Origin of the sequence: Streptomyces sp. NPDC088706 (assembly GCF_044752765.1) — a bacterium.
Taxonomy (GTDB): Bacteria; Actinomycetota; Actinomycetes; order Streptomycetales; family Streptomycetaceae; genus Streptomyces.
This window is the reverse complement of record NZ_JBIVLW010000009.1, coordinates 105,492-120,752: the sequence shown is the minus strand read 5'-3', so window position 1 is coordinate 120,752 and position 15,261 is coordinate 105,492. Positions and strand designations below refer to the sequence as shown.

Genomic DNA, 15,261 nt, shown 5'->3' with positions numbered 1-15,261 from the left:
CCGCCTCAGGAAAGGCCCCGCCGTGCCGCTCGAAGTCGTCATCTGCGAACCGCTGCGCACCCCCATCGGACGCTTCGGCGGAGCGTTCGCGCAGCAGACACCGGCCTCGCTCGCCGCGCGCGTCATCGCCGAGGTCGTGGCCCGCACGGGCATCGACCCGGACCGGGTGGACGAGGTGATCCTCGGCCACGCCTACCCGTCGTGCGACGCGCCCGCCATCGGCCGGGTCGCGGCCCTGGACGCCGGACTCCCCAGCACGGTCACCGGCAGCCAGATCGACCGCCGCTGCGGCTCGGGACTCCAGGCGGTCCTGGACGCGGCGATGCAGATCCAGACCGGGTTCAGCGAGGTCGTGATCGCCGGCGGCGTCGACGTCATGAGCGTCGCGCCCTACTACACCCACGACGGACGCTGGGGCATCAAGGGACCCGGCCTCCAGCTCCACGACTCCCTCGCCCGGGGCCGGGTCACCGCGGGCGGCGTCCACCACCCGGTCCCCGGCGGCATGATCGAGACCGCGGAGAACCTGCGCCGGGAGTACGGGATCAGCCGCGCGGACCAGGACGCCCTGGCCCTGCGCTCGCAGCAGCGGGCGGCCACCGCCACCGCCGAGGGCCGGTACGCGGCGGAGACCGTCCCCGTCACCGTACGCACCCGCAAGGGGGAGAGCACCGTCACGGCCGACGAGCACCCCCGCCCCGACACCACCGCCGAGCAACTCGCCGCCCTCCGCCCGGTGATGGCGAAGTCCGACCCGGAGGCCACCGTCACGGCGGGCAACGCCAGCGGCCAGAACGACGCGGCCGCCGCCTGCCTGGTCACCAGCGCCGAGACCGCCGAACGCCTGGGCCTCACCCCGCTCGTCCGCCTCGTCTCCTGCGCCCGCGCGGGCGTCCCGGCCGCGACCATGGGCATCGCCCCCGTCGCCGCCACCCGCACGGCACTGGACCGCGCCGGACTCACCCTCGCCGACCTCGACCTGATCGAGCTGAACGAGGCGTTCGCCGCCCAGGTCCTGGCCTGCACCCGGGAGCTGGGCCTCGGCGAGAGCGACCACGAGCAGCGGATCAACGTCAACGGGTCGGGCATCTCGCTCGGCCACCCCGTCGGTGCCACCGGCGCCCGCATCCTCGCCACCCTCACCCGCGAGCTCCACCACCGCGAGGGCCGCTACGGCCTGGAGACGATGTGCATCGGCGGCGGACAGGCGCTCGCCGCGGTCTTCGAACGCGTCACCCGCTGACGGCACCCCGCCACGGCCCAGGGGCCTCTGACCATCCCCGGGGCGTTCCGGTCTCCGGACGCGCGAAAGGCCCGGCCGGACAGTCCCCGCTGTCCGGCCGGACCTCGTTCCTGCGGCGGGCGGTGGTCAGTCCCGCGCGTCGCGGGTGCGGCGCATCAGCACCGTCCCGCCGAGCAGCAGCGCGGCGCTCGCGCCGGCCGCCATGCCGAGACCGGCCGCACCGGTGTCGGCGAGACCCGGGGTCCCGGAACCGGAGGTGTGCGTACCCGGAGTGTTCGACCCGGGGGTGTCGGTCGGCGGCTGCTCGGCCGGGGGCTCGTCGACCGGCGGCTCGTCGACGGGCGGCTCCTGGGTCGGCGGCTCGTCGACCGGGGGCTCCTCGGTGGGGGGCTCGTCGACCGGGGGCTCCTGGGTGGGCGGCTCGTCCACCGGGGGCTCCTCGGTCGGCGGCTCGTCGACGGGCGGCTCCTCGGAGGGCGGCTCCTCCGTGGGGGGTTCGTCGACCGGGGGCTCGTCGACCGGAGGCTCCTCGGTCGGCGGCTCGGTGGGCGGGTACTCGTGGTCCGGGTCGCTCACGTTCGCGCACGTGTTGCCGAACACCGGGTTCAACAGGGCGATCACATTGACGGTGTTGCCACACAGGTTGACCGGAACGTGCACCGGCACCTGTACGGCATTGCCCGAGCCGACCCCCGGCGAACCGACGGCCGCGCCCTCGGCCGACGCATCGGCGTGCGCGGAGCCGCCGGCCGCGGCCAGGAGGCCTGACGCGGCCGCCATGACGATCATGCTCTTGTTCAAGGCCTGTCGCATTACTTGCCCTTCCTTAGGACATTCGCGGGGACATTCGCGTGGGTGCTTCGCGCGCGGGGCCATCGGGTGGTGCCGCCGCTGTGCCGGGACCCCCGTGTCCATCCCGCGGGCGAGCCGTGGTGAAAGTCGTGAGACATACGCGCTGGACGACTGCCATAACGACCGGTGGCCGCGCGGGAAACTCGGAGAAGCGTGGAAATTGTGTCATCACCCGAAGGGGTGAATCGGGTGAGCCGCACGCTGACCCGGCCGCCGTTGAAGGGAAACGATTCGGCCCCAACTTTCGTCCGCGCGAACGCTGTTGACCCTTCGAGCGGACGCCGCCGAAGCGGGAGTGCGGCGGGACGGCGGTCCACTCATGTCGACCCGTTCGGACGATCCCGCCGAACGGCGCGTTCGCAATTCCTTCACGAACAGATGACCGTGCGAACAGCGGCATGCCCGGCATTCGGGTGAACGCGCGGAACCAAACACCCGGTGCCGAGTTGATCAGGGCGCCCCGCTACGGGGCGACCGGTACGAGAAGGGTTAATCGTGATCAAGAAGGTTCTGGCTACGGGCGCTGTCGCCGCCTCCATCCTCGGGCTCGGCTCGACGCAGGCCATGGCGATCAGCAACGACGGAGGCACGACCTCGGTCAACGGCAACGGCGCTTCGCAGTCGTACGGCAACTCCGAGACCCACGGTGACTGGAGCCCGCAGTTCGCGCTGATCCAGGGTTCGCTGAACAAGCCCTGCATCGCTCTGCCGGCCAAGGCCAACCTCGGTTCGCTCGTCGGCCTGGTGCCGATCACGGTCCAGGACATCAACGTCCTGTCCTCCCCGCAGAACCAGCAGTGCACCGAGAACTCCACCCAGGCCAAGGGTGACGAGGCTCTGTCGCACATCCTGGAGGACATCCCGATCCTCTCCGGCAACGGTGTCGGCAACGGCTGATCAGCAGCCTCCCTACTCGGGTCCGGGCCATCGGCGTTCCTCCACCGAGCGGCTCGGGCCCGTCCACTTTCCCCGGAATGCGGCATCGTTTCCCCGTCCGCATTCCTTGCCGCGCGCCGGCCCGACGGGCATTGCGGCATTCGGGCGGACAATCCGGGAATCCCCCCGTCGAGCAGTTTCGATCCCGGGCGTTCATCGTTACGTAGGACAGCGCCGGAGTCATGAGCCATCAGGACCTGGCTCGGGCGGGCACGACAGTCGTGGCCGCACCGGACTCCGCCGAGGAAAGGGACGAAAAGTGAAGTACACCAAGGTTGCCGCGGTCGCCGCCGGAACGCTCATGGCGATGGGCGCCGCCGCGCCGGCCATGGCCGACTCGGGTGCCGAGGCCATCGCCGCGCACTCCCCGGGCGTCCTGTCCGGCAACATCGTGCAGGTGCCGGTGCACATCCCGGTCAACATCTGCGGCAACACCATCAACGTGATCGGTCTGCTGAACCCGGCTTTCGGCAACACCTGCATCAACAAGTGAGTATCTGACCGGCCGGGCCCAGCGCCCGGAACCGGTCGGCCCCGGACGGCAACGGTCGCCCGGGGCCTTTGTCTTGCCCGCCGGTTTCCCGTTCCCGGCGGGAGAAAGTCGCGCGGGCGCAGTTTCCCGTACGCGGCCTGATCGTTATCCCTGAGGAAAGCGGCAGAAGTCACAGGTAAAGAAAGCTTGTGTGCGGCACGGAAACGTGACCGAAGCAGACGCCGCGCAGAAGGGAACCAGAAAAGTGAAGTACGCGAAGACCGCCGCACTCGTCGTCGGTTCCGTGGCTGCCCTCGGAACGGCGGCTCCCGCCTTCGCCGTTACTGTCCCCACGGTCCCCAGCTTCAGCCTCGACAGCGGCCTCAACCAGGTGATGGCCAACGCCCCGCAGGTCGTGAACCCCCTCGTGGGCACGGTCGCCGAGACCGCCGAGACGGTCTCGAAGGACGGCACGGTCGGCAAGCTGGCGGGCCAGGCGACCGGTGCGGCCGAGGGTGCCGCCCCGCTGCTCGGGGGAGTTCCCCTCGGCGGCTGACCGCCGCGGCACGACCGTTCCCGCTGGTTCCCGTACCGATCCGCATCACTCCCCAGAAGGGCTCTCTCATGCTCAAGAAGATCATGGCCTCGGCGGCCGTCGCTGTCTCCGTCGTCGGTGTCTCCGCCGCGGCAGCCCCGTCCGCCATGGCCATCGCCAACGACGGCGGCACCACGACGGTCAACGGCAACGGTGCCTCGCAGGCCTACGGCAACTCCGAGACCCACGGTGACTGGAGCCCGCAGTTCGCGCTGATCCAGGGTTCGCTGAACAAGCCCTGCATCGCCCTGCCGGCCAAGGCCAACCTCGGTTCGCTCGTCGGCCTTGTGCCGATCACGGTCCAGGACATCAACGTCCTGTCCTCCCCGCAGAACCAGCAGTGCACCGAGAACTCCACCCAGGCCAAGGGTGACGAGGCTCTGTCGCACCTGCTGAACGACATCCCGATCCTCTCCGGCAACGGCGCCGGCAACAACTGAGACCGGGTAGCTCCGGTCCGCACCGCGTGACCCGCGTGGGGCCAGTCCATCCGTCCGGCGACCCTCCTTCGCCGGACCGGACGGACTGGCCCTTCGCCGTGCACGGCGCTCCCGGTGCGCGACGCCGTGCGCGGCGCTCCCGGTGCGCGACGCCGTGCGCGGCGCTCCCGGTGCGCGAGGAGCGCCTGGTTGGGCCGGATGCCGTAGCCCCGGCTGGAGAACCGTGCCCGGCCGGGTAGGGCCTCCGCATGGATCCGTACGACAGTCAGACCCCGCAGAGCAGTCAGTGGCGGCCCGCGCCGGGCGGCACACCGATCTACGACCGGCTCGTCGCCGAGTGGCAGGCGGCCGGACACGACCACCCCCTCGCCGAACCGCACCAGGAACCCGCCCCCCGCCGCACCGGCGGTTTCGTGCCGGCGGCACGCACCCCCGCCGAGGTTCCTGGCGGCTGAGGCCCCGGAGAACCGGCGAGCGGCGTCGACCTTGCGCCGGAACGAACCCATTTGAGTGGTACCGCGCAACCGATCGGGTCCGCCGGCAGTTGATCAGTACGTTCCACAACGGGACGCTCCGAAAGGTGAAGTTGATGAAGAAGATGATGGCCGGCGCCGCAGTGGCCGTGTCCCTGCTCGGCCTGTCCGCAGTCGCGGCTCCCACGGCCATGGCGATCGGCAACGACGGTGGCACCACCACCGTCAACGGCAACGGTGCCGAGTCGGAGATCGGCAACGCCGAGACCGAGGGCGACTGGAGCCCGCAGAACCAGCTCGTCCAGGGCACCCTGAACAAGCTCTGCGTCGGCCTGCCGGCCAAGGTCAACGTCGGTTCGCTCGTCGGCCTGGTGCCGATCACGGTCCAGGACATCAACGTCCTGTCCAACCCGCAGAACCAGCAGTGCACCGACAACTCCACCCAGGCCAAGGGCGACGAGCCGCTGTCGCACATCCTGGACGACATCCCGGTCCTGTCGGGCAACGGCGTCGGCAACAACTGACGCACCACAGCCTGATGTATCGAGCGCGGGCGGTCCGGGGTCACTCCCCGGGCCGCCCGCCCTCGTTGTCCGGCCACCGCGCCACCGTGACACGGGGATGCCCACCACTCCATGGGGGGTGGTGGGCATCTTCGTGTCCGGGAAGACCGGTGGGGGAGGGGTCAGCCGAGTGAGCGGACCGGGAGCAGGCAGTGGGCGGCGCTGCGGACGACCTCCTCGTTCGCCGCGAAGGCCCGCAGCTGGTCCTCGCTGACCGGCTGCCCCGGAACGGCCTCCGGCCACGGGGTGGTGGCGAACATCCCGTACACCTGGCCCTGCGCCAGGGCTGCCGCGAGCCACTCATCGGGGGCCGGGTACTGCGCCTTGAGGTGAGGCATCGTCAGGATGGCCTGACCAGCCTGGACGAGGAGCTTGGCCTGGATACCCGGTGCCTCGGCCGCGTCCTGGATCGGGCCGCCGACCTGGAGGCCCGCCCGCTCCAGCGCGGTGCGCAGCGCGTGCCGGCCGACCTCCGGGCCGTCCCGTCCGTCGCCCAGCGAGTAGGCGAGGAGGTAGGCGGTGTCCTGGTCGGCGTCGGGCTGCCGGCTGCTCCAGCCGATCAGGATCTGGGTGCCCAACTGGGCCGGTGCGAACGTACCGCTGGAGGTCTGAGGTGTGGTCATGACCGGCACCCTAACGGCCCCGGACCGGTCGGTATGCATGCGTATCACCCGATCGAGGTAGATCGTGGAGCAAACCCAACGAAGGTGGTGACGTCGACCCGTCGGACGCCTCGTCAGGGGGTGCGCCGAAAACCCGTTGACGCCGTGGGGAGCCCCGGGGCTAAGGTGAGCGACGTTCCGTACGCCGCAGCGCGTACGGAGAGACGTACGTACGCGGAAGACCCGAGGAATCAGGAGGTGAGGACATTGATGACTGTCGTTGCGACGGGCACTGCCCGCAACCAGAAGATCATCGTTCTCCCCCCTGTGGCCGCCGGCTGACCTTTCGTCACATATCTCCCGCGCCGAGCGCGCGGTGCCGGGGCCACCCTGTGAAGGGTTTCCCTTGTCTCTCCCGTTTCTTCCGGTTCCGTCCTCCTCGCACCCGCTGGCTCCGTACGGCTGGGACGACGACTGGGCCACGGCCTTCTCCCCCCACGCCGAGCAGGGCCTCGTGCCGGGGCGTGTGGTGCGGGTGGACCGCGGTCAGTGCGACGTGATCACCTCCGACGGCCCGGTCCGGGCCGACACCGCGTTCGTGGTGCCGCGCGACCCGATGCGGATCGTCTGCACGGGCGACTGGGTGGCGCTCGACGCGGACGGCGACCCGCGGTTCGTCCGTACGCTGCTGCCGCGCCGTACCGCCTTCGTCCGTTCGACCTCCTCGAAGCGGTCCGACGGCCAGGTCCTCGCCACCAACATCGACCACATCGCCATCTGTGTCTCGCTCGCCGTGGAGCTGGACCTCGGGCGGATCGAGCGCTTCCTCGCGCTCGCCCTGTCGAGTTCCGGCGGCGCGGCCCTGCTGGGCGACGGCAACGGCCCCGGGGAGCACCGCCCCGAGCCGGTCGTGCTGCTCACCAAGGCGGACCTGGTGCCCGACGCCGCCACCCTGTCCCACCTCGTCCAGGACGTCGAGGCCACCGCCCCCGGCGTCCAGGTGCTGCCCGTCAGCTCCACCACGGGGGAGGGGCTCGACGTCTTCGGGGCCGTCGTCTCCGGCGGTACGAGCGTCCTGCTCGGCATCTCCGGCGCCGGCAAGTCCACCCTCGCCAACACCCTGCTCGGCCGGAACGAGATGGAGGTGCGGGCCGCCCGGGACGTCGACGGCAAGGGCCGGCACACCACCACGACCCGCAACCTCCTCGTCCTGCCGCAGGGGGGCGTCCTCATCGACACCCCCGGGCTGCGCGGGGTGGGCCTCTTCGACGCCGGGACCGGGGTCGGTGAGCTCTTCGCCGAGATCGAGGAGCTGGCCGCCCGGTGCCGGTTCCACGACTGCGCCCACCGGAGCGAGCCCGGGTGCGCGGTCCTCGGCGCGCTGGAGGACGGCTCCCTGCCCGACCGGCGGCTGGAGAGCTACCGCAAGCTGCTGCGGGAGAATCAGCGGATCGTCGCCAAGACCGACGCCCGGGTGCGCTCGGAGATCCTGAAGGACTGGAAGCGCAAGGGCGCCGCCGGGCGCGCGGCCATACAGGCCAAGCGCGGCCGGGTGCGGTAACCGTCGGGGGCACGAGGGCGACGTCCGAGAACCGCGAGTGCGGCAGCGGGGGCTGCCGCACACTGGACGGTGTGATGGACGAACGGAGCAGGTACGAGGCGGTGAGCAGCCGCGACGCGCGGTTCGACGGCGCGTTCTTCTTCGCCGTCGTGACCACCGGCATCTACTGCCGGCCGAGCTGCCCCGCCGTCACCCCCCGACGCGCCAACGTGCGCTTCTACCCGACGGCGGCCGCCGCCCAGGCGGGCGGCTTCCGGGCCTGCCGGCGCTGCCGCCCCGACGCCGTGCCCGGCTCGGCCGAGTGGAACGTGCGCGCCGACGTCGTCGGCCGGGCCATGCGCCTGATCGGCGACGGCGTGGTGGACCGCGAAGGCGTCCCCGGACTCGCCGGGCGGCTCGGCTACAGCGCCCGTCAGGTCCAGCGCCAGCTCAACGCCGAACTCGGCGCGGGACCCGTCGCGCTCGCCCGCGCCCAGCGCTCCCACACCGCCCGGGTGCTCCTGCAGACCACCCGCCTGCCGGTCACCGAGATCGCCTTCGCGGCCGGGTTCGCCAGCGTGCGCCAGTTCAACGACACCATCCGCCGGATCTACGCCCGCACCCCCAGCGCCCTGCGCGCGGAGGCCGGGACCGGGCTCGGCGGGGGCCGGGGCGAGGGGCTGCGGGCCGGAATTGAGCTGCGGCTCGCCCATCGGGGCCCGTACGCCACCGGCGCCCTGTTCGACCTGCTGGGGGAGCGGGCCGTGGCCCGGGTCGAGGAGCTGGTCGGGCCACCGGGGCGCCGCACCTACCGGCGTACCCTGCGGCTGCCGTACGGGACCGGGATCGCCGCCGTCGACGAGGTCTCGCCCGGCCCGTGGCTGGAGGCTCGGATCCACCTCACCGACCTGCGCGACCTGACCACCGCCGTACAGCGGCTGCGGCGCTTGTTCGACCTCGACGCCGATCCGTACGCCGTCGACGAGGCCCTGGCCACCGACCCCCGGCTCGCCCCGCTGGTCGCCGCCCGCCCAGGACTGCGGTCGCCGGGAGCGGCCGACCCGGAGGAGGAGGCCGTGCGGGCGCTGGTGGGGCGGGGGCGGGCGCAGGAGCTGGTCGAGCGGTACGGGAAGGTGCTGGACGTGCCGTGCGGCGCGCTCACCCATGTCTTCCCCGAGCCTGGCGTCCTCGCCGGCGCCGTCCCGGAACCCGCCCTGCGGGCCCTGGCCACCGCGCTCGCCGACGGGGAGCCGCGGCTGGACGCGGGAGCCGACCGGGAGGAGGCGGAACGGACGCTGGCGGCGCTGCCCGGGATGGACGGGCCGACCGCCGCGCTGATCCGGATGCGGTCGCTCGGGGACCCGGACGTGGATCCGTTCGCAACGCCGGGCGCCGAACGGTGGCGACCGTGGCGCTCCTACGCCGTACGGCACCTGCAGTGCGCCGCGCGCGGACCGGCTCCCCGCACCGGGTGCGGTCAGCCCCAGATCAGTGCGCCCAGCCAGGCACCCGCCACCAGCAGGCAGGCGAACAGCTCCACCAGCACCGCGTAACCCGTCGCCCGCATCACCGAACGCACCGACGTCCAGCCCGCCCCGCGACTGCCCAGGCGCAGCCGCTCCACGCCGTAGATCGCCCCCACGAACCCGGCGATGCCGCCCACCACGGGCACCACGAAGAACCCCACGATCCCCGCGACCCCGCCGATCATCACCGTCCGGCGGGGCGCGCCCGACTCACCCGGGCGGCGCGGCGGTAGCAGCGGCTTCAGGGCCTGGTTGACCAGCATCAGGGCCGTTGCGCCGATCAGGACACCCCCGGCCGTCGGGGTCATGTCCGTCAGCGCCCACCACAACACCGCCGCCCAGACGATCGCCTGACCCGGCACACCCGGCACCAGCACCCCGACCAGGCCCAGCAGCATGACCAGGCCCACGGCGACGAGCTGCCACACACTCATCCGACCAGCCTGCCGGAGAGTGCACCGCTCCGCCCGTCAGCGCACCCCGGCGACCTGCGCCGATGACGTCTCAGCCGGACGAAGTACGGGCCACCCAGCCCCGCTCGTACGCATGCCAGCCCAACTGGAGCCGGGTGGAGACCCCGGTCAGCTCCATCAGCCCCTTGACCCGGCGCTGCACGGTCCGCAGCCCCAGCTCCAGCTGCTTGGCCACACTCGCGTCGGTCAGCCCGGTCAGCAGCAGGGACAGGATCTCCAGGTCCGTCGGATCGGGCCCGACACCGTCCTCGCGCACCCCGCGACCGCCCTCCCCGAGCCGCAACGGCATGGCCTCCCGCCACACCGCCTCGAAGAGACCCATCAGCGACTCCAGCAGCCCGCTGGCGTGCACGACCAGGGCGGCGGGCTCGGCGCCGCGCCCGGTCAGCGGCACCATGGCGAGGGTTCCGTCGGCGATCACCAGTTTCGTCGGCACCCGGTCGACCACCCGGCACTGCTCGTCCCGGCTCAGCGCCGCCGACAGCTCCCGGATCCCGGACGGCAGCGACAGCACCTCGCGCTCGACGACCACCCGGTAGGCCACCCCGCGCGAGGCCGCCCGCTCCTCGGACTCGTTCTCCATCCCGGTCACCGCGACCGGCTTCCCGGTGACCAGGGCGCACACCTCGGACGCCGCCCCCAGCTGCAACTGGTGGAAGCGCTGGACGACCGCCGCCGCCCCGGTCACCACCTCCACCAGGTCGTGCACCTCGGGCTCGCTCGCCTCCGCCCGGTACTCCTCGGCCAGCAGCGCCGACGCCAGCTCCGCCTGCTCCAGCTCGTGGCGCTGCTGGATCAGCAGGGCCCCCAGCGCGACTCCGGGCGGAGCCGCCACCCAGCGGCCCGGCCGGGCCAAGGACTGCGCGGCCAGCCCCTGCTGCTCCAGCCGCCGCAGCACCCGCTCGGCGTCCGCCTCCGGAAGGGACAGCCGGTGCGCGAGATCGGAGAGCTCCGCCGCCCCCGCCGCCACGAGCGCGCGGTACGCGGCTTCCTGCCTCTCGTCCAGACCTATCGCACCCAGCATTCCCCGACCCTCCCCGGTGTGGTGATCGCGCGTCGCAGCGCCCGTGCCGGCCGCTCGCGCCGTGGCGGAAAAGGGCCACGGCGCAAACCCGCCGCGCACATCATCCCCTGCACCCCTGGCCCCTCTGCCACTGTGGCGCCACCGCAGCATCAACAACTGCCGGAACGCGGCCTCTTCGGGTGTTTCGTTCCTATGCCGTCCGTTGATCCGCCGAGCCGCTGAACCGGTGATCCGCTGATCACACCGACCGGTCCGCCGGGCGTCCTTCCCGTGGGGGGTGGGGCCGACCGGCGGACCTCATTCCGGGCCACTTTTTCCGGATGCCCCGTTTTCGGGCGGGCTCCGCGGTGGACAATAAGGGCATGAGTCAGCAGGGGGAGAAGCCCGCCGCCCATGAGGACGACTGGTGGCGGAAGCTGTACGACGAGACCGCCCCGGACACCGGTCCGAGCAGTGCGCCCGACAGCCTCGACGACCGCTTCGACTCCGTGTCGGACACCGTGAGCGGAACGGTGGGCCACCAGCGGGACACCGGCCCGGAGACGGCCGGGGACGCGTACCGGTGGCCGGGACCGGCAGCGGAGCCGGAGGCGGATCGGAGGCTGAGATCAAAACCGGAGCTGAGAGCGGATCCGGGGCCGGAGCCGGAGCTGAGTTCGGGGCCGGAATCTGAGGTGAGAGCGCAGCCGGATCCGGGGCCGGCACCTGAGCTGAGATCGGAGCTGGGACCGGAGCCAGGGCCGGAGCCAGGAGCGCGGCCGGAGCCGTACGCGGCTCCGGCCGCCGTCCCCGGACCCCGTAACACCGTCTTCCCGGCCCCCTGGGAAGCCCCCGCAGGCCCGCCCGGCCCCCGCACCTTCGCCGCGCCGAAGCCGCCCGAGCCCGAGCCGCCGCTCGCCCCACCGGTCACCGAACCCGCCACCGTCACCGTCGCCGATCCCGACGCCCCGCGTGAGCTCCCCCCGGACTGGGCCGCGAGCGACGCCCCGGCCGACGGCGGCGGCGGGGCCCGCCCACTCGTCGACCACCTCGGGGACCGGCCGCCCACCTACGACGCCGAGCCCGCCGCCCTGCCCGCCGCCACCTCGGAGAACCTGGACTCCCTGGTCCCCGACACCGTGCTGGACGGCGCCCGGTACGGGACGTACACACTGCGCGCCGCCTCCGTGCGGGGCGACTCCGCCCGGTTCCGGGGCGAGCCTCGGCGCGACGCGCTGCTCACCGCCCGGTTCGGGGCCGAGGAGAGCGCCCTCGTGCTCGTCGCCGTGGCCGGCGGTGTGCGGGCCGGCGAGGAGGCGCACCTCGCGGCGGCCGACGCCTGCCGCTGGATCGGCGGTGCCGTGGCCCGCAGCCACGCCCGGCTCTCCGAGGACATAAGGGCCGGCCGCCGGGCCGACCTGAAGTCGGGGCTGCACCGGCTCACCGACCGTACGTACGGCAGGCTCCGGGCCCGCGCCGCCGAACTGGGCCGAGAACCGGCGGAGTACACCACGAGCCTGCGGTGCCTGCTGCTCTCCGCCGACCCCGCCTGCCGCACCCGGGTCTTCTTCGGCGTCGGCAGCGGCGGCCTGTTCCGGCTCCGCGACGGGCTCTGGCAGGACCTTGAACCCACGATCCCGGACCTGGCCTCCTCCTCCTCCTCCTCGGGCGGCGAGAGCGAGGAGAGCCCGGACGGCGACCGGCTGACCATGGACCTCCAGATCACCACGCCCCCCTCCCCGTACAGCGACGGCCCCGCCCCGCCGCCCGCCGAGATCTTCCGCTTCCGGGCCTCCGTGGCCCGTCCGGGGGACACGCTGCTGCTCTGTAGCAACGGGTTCGCCGAGCCGATGCGCGGTGAGCCGGAGCTCCCCGACGAACTCGCCGAGCGCTGGGGGCCGTCGGGACCACCCGGACTGCCCGCCTTCCTCGCCGACACCCAGCTGCGGATCAAGGGGTACGCCGACGACCGCACCTGCGCGGCGGTCTGGGAGGCGTAACCGCGCGGGCCATGGGTTGATGGACTCCGGAGGCCGTACGTCCGGCCGATGTTTCGGCCTCCGGAGTCCGGACAACCGACAGTGCACGGAGCACGGGCAGGAAAGGCGCGCACCCATGGCCAAGCAGAACGTGGCGGAGCAGTTCGTCGACATCCTCGCCAGGACGGGCGTCAAGCGCCTGTACGGTGTCGTCGGCGACAGCCTGAACCCCGTCGTGGATGCCATTCGGCGCAACTCGGCCATCGACTGGATCCATGTCCGGCACGAGGAGACCGCCGCCTTCGCCGCCGGAGCCGAGGCCCAGATCACCGGGTCCTTGGCGGCCTGCGCCGGCTCCTGCGGTCCGGGCAACCTGCACCTCATCAACGGCCTGTACGACGCGCACCGCTCGATGGCCCCGGTCCTGGCCCTCGCCTCGCACATTCCGTCCAGCGAGATCGGGCTCGGCTACTTCCAGGAGACCCATCCGGAGCTGCTCTTCCAGGAGTGCAGCCACTACAACGAGATGATCTCCAACCCGGAGCAGATGCCGCGCCTCCTCCAGACGGCCATCCAGCACGCCATCGGGCGCGGCGGCGTCAGCGTCGTCTCCATGCCCGGCGACATCGCCTCCAAGCAGGCCCCCGAGAAGACCGTCGAGCACGCTCTCGTCACCTCACGGCCGACCGTCCGTCCCGGCGACGACGAGATCGACAAGCTCTGCCGGATGGTGGACGAGGCGAAACGGGTGACGCTGTTCTGCGGCAGCGGCACGGCGGGCGCGCACGCCGAGGTGATGGAGTTCGCCGAGAAGGTGAAGTCCCCGGTCGGGCACGCGCTGCGCGGCAAGGAGTGGATCCAGTACGACAACCCCTACGACGTCGGCATGAGCGGGCTGCTGGGCTACGGCGCCGCGTATGAGGCGACCCACGAGTGCGACCTGTTGATCCTGCTCGGCACGGACTTCCCGTACAACGCCTTCCTCCCGGACGACGTGAAGATCGTCCAGGTCGACGTCCGTCCCGAACACCTGGGCCGGCGCTCCAAGCTGGACCTCGCGGTATGGGGCGATGTGCGCGAGACGCTGCGCTGCCTGACGCCCCGGGTGCAGCCCAGGGGCGACCGCGAGTTCCTCGACCGGATGCTGAAGAAGCACGCCGACGCGCTGGAGGGCGTCGTCAAGGCGTACACCCGCAAGGTCGAGAAGCACACCCCGATCCACCCCGAGTACGTCGCCTCCGTCCTGGACGAGATGGCCGACCAGGACGCGGTGTTCACCGTCGACACCGGGATGAACAACGTGTGGGCCGCCCGCTATCTGACGCCCAACGGCAAGCGGCGGGTGATCGGTTCGTTCAGCCACGGCTCGATGGCCAACGCGCTGCCCCAGGCGATCGGGGCCCAGTTCACCGACCGGAACCGGCAGGTCGTGGCGATGTCGGGCGACGGCGGATTCTCCATGCTCATGGGCGACTTCCTCACCCTCGTCCAGTACGACCTGCCGGTGAAGGTGGTGCTGTTCAACAACTCCTCGCTGGGCATGGTGGAGTTGGAGATGATGGTCGGCGGACTGCCGGCCTACGGCACCGCCAACAAGAACCCGGACTTCGCCGCGGTGGCCCGCGCCTGTGGGGCGTACGGGGTGCGGGTCGAGAAGCCCAAGCAGTTGCAGAGCGCGCTGAAGGACGCCTTCAAGCACAAGGGGCCGGCGCTCGTCGATGTGGTGACCGACCCCAACGCGCTCTCCATCCCGCCGAAGATCAAGGCCGACATGGTCACCGGCTTCGCGCTCTCGGCGAGCAAGGTCGTGCTGGACGGCGGCGTGGGCCGGATGCTGCAGATGGCCCGCTCCAACCTGCGTAACGTACCCCGCCCTTGATGCGCCCCGTTCCTGATGCGCCCCGGCGCTGCCCGGGAGCACCGCCGCGGGCGTGTGCGGGGTGAGTCTCCCCGTGCGCCCCCCGCTGCCTCCGCCTGCGCTCGTCCCGCCGCCCGACAGGCGTGACCGTGTGCGCACAGGGGCATGCATCCCGTGAGGCCGTTCGACGGACGGCTGGAACCGAGGAGGTCGGATCAGCTGTGCGGGCGGGGGACATGGTGAAGCGTCAGAAGCGGGCCCAGGCCGGCGAGGGGCGCGGCCCTCGGGGGCGCAGACAAACGGGCGAGGCGCAGCAGCCGGCCCGGATGCGCCGCAGAGTGGGCCATACGGAACGGTCGGCGGTGGGAGAAGTCCGGCACGAATTACGGGAGTTCCTCCGACAGCGCTCCGGCCCCGAACAGATCGACGCGGCGGAGCTGCTGCTGAGCGAGCTGGTGACCAACGCGCTGATCCACACCCGGCACGGGGCCGTGGTCACCGCGACGGCGACGCCCGGGGCGCTGCGGGTGGAGGTCCAGGACTTCGAGGCGGACCTGCCCGCGCCGTACGTACCGAACGCCGACGACGGTACGCACGGCCGGGGGCTGATCCTGGTGCGAAGTCTGGCCGACGCCTGGGGAGTCGAGGCGCGGGCCCTGGGCAAGGTGGTCTGGTTCGAGCTGCGCGGCGAGCGGGCCTGAACGGG

The 15,261-nt window shown here is 72.2% G+C and carries 16 protein-coding genes; 12 read left to right on the top strand and 4 right to left on the bottom strand.

Annotation, left to right across the window (positions count from 1 at the left end; genetic code table 11):
• Nucleotides 1-22 precede the first annotated feature (22 nt).
• Nucleotides 23-1,243 (top strand): acetyl-CoA C-acetyltransferase, encoded by a 1,221-nt coding sequence (locus tag ACIQAK_RS21410; RefSeq protein WP_366390009.1) that lies wholly within the window; start codon nucleotides 23-25, stop codon nucleotides 1,241-1,243.
• 126 nt (nucleotides 1,244-1,369) lie between these two features.
• On the opposite strand, the gene ACIQAK_RS21405 is transcribed toward ACIQAK_RS21410, so the two are convergent.
• Nucleotides 1,370-2,056: a chaplin gene (locus ACIQAK_RS21405; protein ID WP_366390010.1), complete on the bottom strand. Its 687-nt coding sequence runs from the start codon at nucleotides 2,054-2,056 to the stop codon at nucleotides 1,370-1,372.
• A gap of 534 nt (nucleotides 2,057-2,590) precedes the next feature.
• On the opposite strand from ACIQAK_RS21405, the gene ACIQAK_RS21400 reads away from it, so the two are divergent.
• From ACIQAK_RS21400 to ACIQAK_RS21375, 6 genes are all read left to right on the top strand, one after another.
• On the top strand, nucleotides 2,591-2,992 hold the full coding sequence (locus ACIQAK_RS21400) for a rodlin (protein ID WP_366390011.1): 402 nt from the start codon (nucleotides 2,591-2,593) through the stop codon (nucleotides 2,990-2,992).
• A 298-nt stretch (nucleotides 2,993-3,290) separates the two neighbouring features.
• Nucleotides 3,291-3,524, top strand: a complete 234-nt coding sequence (locus ACIQAK_RS21395) for a chaplin (RefSeq protein WP_401848664.1) — start codon at nucleotides 3,291-3,293, stop codon at nucleotides 3,522-3,524.
• Nucleotides 3,525-3,768: 244 nt separating this feature from the next.
• On the top strand, nucleotides 3,769-4,059 hold the full coding sequence (locus ACIQAK_RS21390; protein WP_366390130.1) for a hypothetical protein: 291 nt from the start codon (nucleotides 3,769-3,771) through the stop codon (nucleotides 4,057-4,059).
• A gap of 68 nt (nucleotides 4,060-4,127) precedes the next feature.
• Nucleotides 4,128-4,538: a rodlin gene (locus ACIQAK_RS21385; protein WP_366390012.1), complete on the top strand. Its 411-nt coding sequence runs from the start codon at nucleotides 4,128-4,130 to the stop codon at nucleotides 4,536-4,538.
• A gap of 248 nt (nucleotides 4,539-4,786) precedes the next feature.
• Nucleotides 4,787-4,993: a hypothetical protein gene (locus ACIQAK_RS21380; RefSeq protein WP_366390013.1), complete on the top strand. Its 207-nt coding sequence runs from the start codon at nucleotides 4,787-4,789 to the stop codon at nucleotides 4,991-4,993.
• Nucleotides 4,994-5,127: 134 nt separating this feature from the next.
• Nucleotides 5,128-5,535, top strand: a complete 408-nt coding sequence (locus tag ACIQAK_RS21375) for a rodlin (RefSeq protein ID WP_356749510.1) — start codon at nucleotides 5,128-5,130, stop codon at nucleotides 5,533-5,535.
• A gap of 161 nt (nucleotides 5,536-5,696) precedes the next feature.
• Here the strand turns inward: ACIQAK_RS21375 and ACIQAK_RS21370 are convergent, their stop codons facing one another.
• On the bottom strand, nucleotides 5,697-6,197 hold the full coding sequence (locus ACIQAK_RS21370; protein ID WP_366390014.1) for a DUF5949 family protein: 501 nt from the start codon (nucleotides 6,195-6,197) through the stop codon (nucleotides 5,697-5,699).
• Nucleotides 6,198-6,582: 385 nt separating this feature from the next.
• On the opposite strand from ACIQAK_RS21370, the gene rsgA reads away from it, so the two are divergent.
• Both rsgA and ACIQAK_RS21360 read left to right on the top strand, forming a co-directional pair.
• Nucleotides 6,583-7,737: a ribosome small subunit-dependent GTPase A gene (gene rsgA / locus ACIQAK_RS21365; RefSeq protein WP_366390015.1), complete on the top strand. Its 1,155-nt coding sequence runs from the start codon at nucleotides 6,583-6,585 to the stop codon at nucleotides 7,735-7,737.
• A 74-nt stretch (nucleotides 7,738-7,811) separates the two neighbouring features.
• Entirely contained in the window at nucleotides 7,812-9,269 is a 1,458-nt protein-coding gene (locus ACIQAK_RS21360) for an AlkA N-terminal domain-containing protein (RefSeq protein ID WP_366390131.1), read from the top strand.
• Here the strand turns inward: ACIQAK_RS21360 and ACIQAK_RS21355 are convergent.
• Nucleotides 9,194-9,676 carry a DUF456 domain-containing protein gene (locus tag ACIQAK_RS21355; RefSeq protein WP_366390016.1) on the bottom strand — a complete coding sequence of 161 codons (483 nt, stop codon included), beginning with the start codon at nucleotides 9,674-9,676 and terminating at the stop codon, nucleotides 9,194-9,196. The genes ACIQAK_RS21360 and ACIQAK_RS21355 overlap by 76 nt on opposite strands.
• Before the next feature lie 70 nt (nucleotides 9,677-9,746).
• A complete protein-coding gene (locus tag ACIQAK_RS21350; RefSeq protein WP_366390017.1) occupies nucleotides 9,747-10,739 on the bottom strand; it encodes a helix-turn-helix domain-containing protein in 993 nt (330 codons plus the stop codon).
• 362 nt (nucleotides 10,740-11,101) lie between these two features.
• Between ACIQAK_RS21350 and ACIQAK_RS21345 the strand changes: the two genes are divergently transcribed.
• The 3 genes from ACIQAK_RS21345 (at nucleotide 11,102) to ACIQAK_RS21335 (ending at nucleotide 15,256) form a co-directional block, all read left to right on the top strand.
• Nucleotides 11,102-12,718 carry a protein phosphatase 2C domain-containing protein gene (locus tag ACIQAK_RS21345; RefSeq protein WP_366390018.1) on the top strand — a complete coding sequence of 539 codons (1,617 nt, stop codon included), beginning with the start codon at nucleotides 11,102-11,104 and terminating at the stop codon, nucleotides 12,716-12,718.
• A gap of 115 nt (nucleotides 12,719-12,833) precedes the next feature.
• Entirely contained in the window at nucleotides 12,834-14,576 is a 1,743-nt protein-coding gene (locus ACIQAK_RS21340) for a pyruvate dehydrogenase (protein ID WP_366390019.1), read from the top strand.
• Between the two features lie 317 nt (nucleotides 14,577-14,893).
• Entirely contained in the window at nucleotides 14,894-15,256 is a 363-nt protein-coding gene (locus ACIQAK_RS21335) for an ATP-binding protein (RefSeq protein WP_366390132.1), read from the top strand.
• The last annotated feature ends 5 nt before the right edge of the window (nucleotides 15,257-15,261 follow it).